At 38.9% G+C, this 1,386-nt stretch carries 1 protein-coding gene; it reads left to right on the forward strand.

Translation table 11 applies throughout. The features are described from left to right. A partial coding sequence (locus HMPREF1495_RS01990; protein ID WP_034211609.1) for an FMN-binding protein occupies window positions 1-1,386 on the forward strand: 1,386 nt, incomplete at both ends.

Consider the following 1,386-nt stretch of genomic DNA (forward strand, 5'->3'; position numbering starts at 1 on the left):
GGTGAATGGTATGGAACAGCTACATGGAGCAGATACAAGCTTCAAAGAGGTTCAAATATAGTTAAGGTTACTATAAAGGACGGAAAAATCGAGAAGGTAGATTCGGTAGTATATACAGATGATGATAAGATAGCGGGAAGCTATGAAAGAAAGAGAGATTATCTTCTTGAGAAATTTAAGGGACTTGAAAATGTTGAAGGAATCAAAAAGCAGCTGAGTGAAAGAAAGGGCGAGATTTTTGATGCAGTCAGCGGAGCAACAGAAACAGCACAGGGACATGTAAGTGCGGTTGAGAATGCCCTTGAGAGATCAAAGAAGTTTAAAAAAGATCAAAAGGTTCAAAAGATTGACTATATTGAGTTTAAAACAAGACCTGACAGTGTTGCAACAGGTCAGAGCCTTGATCTGTCAAAAACAGTGCTTAAGCTTCATTTAAAGGGTGGAGAGGTAAAAGAGATAACACCTGCGGAGTTTGCAGAGTATGGAATAGTTACCGATCCTCTACATGGAAGTGCATTGCCGTCATTACTTGAGTTTGTACATGTACATTTTAAGAATGCAGATTCACTGATAGATATACAAAGTGAGATTCAGGTAAGAAAGAAGCTTGGAAAAAAATATCCTGATAAGATAAAGATATCCTATGAGAGCGGAGAAACAAAGGATATTACATTAACAAAGGATGAGTATCGCTATACAGTTGAGGCTAAGGGAAAGATAAAAGAAATGACAATCTACTCCGGAGAAGAGGAGCTTGGAAAGGCAAAGTATGACAGAGATCTTTCACAGTGGCGCTTCAATATGAAAGAGATAGCCCATCCGGGATATGATGCATGGGGATATGATGTATATGCGGTAATAGTTGATGTATCAAAGGATACCTCGGAGATAGCATCATTTGCTCTTGAGACAAAGCTTATAAAGAAGAACTACTATGTAGGAGACAGCCTTGAAATCGGAGGACTTGAGATAAATGCCGTTACACAGAACGGAAACAATAAGGCATTTGTAGGTTGGGAAGCATGTAAGACAGGAGGATTCACCTCAGATCCGGATAACGGATATGTATTTACAAGTGCTGATATAGGTGAGAAGACCATCACTATTAGAAAGAGCATAGGTGGACAAACTGTAGAAAAGACATTTACAGTAAATGTATCCGATCCAAAGAAGCAGGCACCTGCAAAGATTGAACTTTACGCCGGCGAGAAGAAGCTTACAACAGTCAATGTAGACTTTAATAAGTTTAGAGAGGCGCAGGGGTATTTAAAGATATTTAATGTTGAGATACCTAAAGAGTATGAAAAGTGGACTAAGGATACCTTCACTGTAAAAGCATACAATGAGGACGGAGTATTACTTGAGAGCAAGGTAGGAAAGAAATAC

The sequence above is a fragment of the Lachnoanaerobaculum sp. MSX33 genome (assembly GCF_000512995.1).
GTDB lineage: Bacteria > Bacillota > Clostridia > Lachnospirales > Lachnospiraceae > Lachnoanaerobaculum.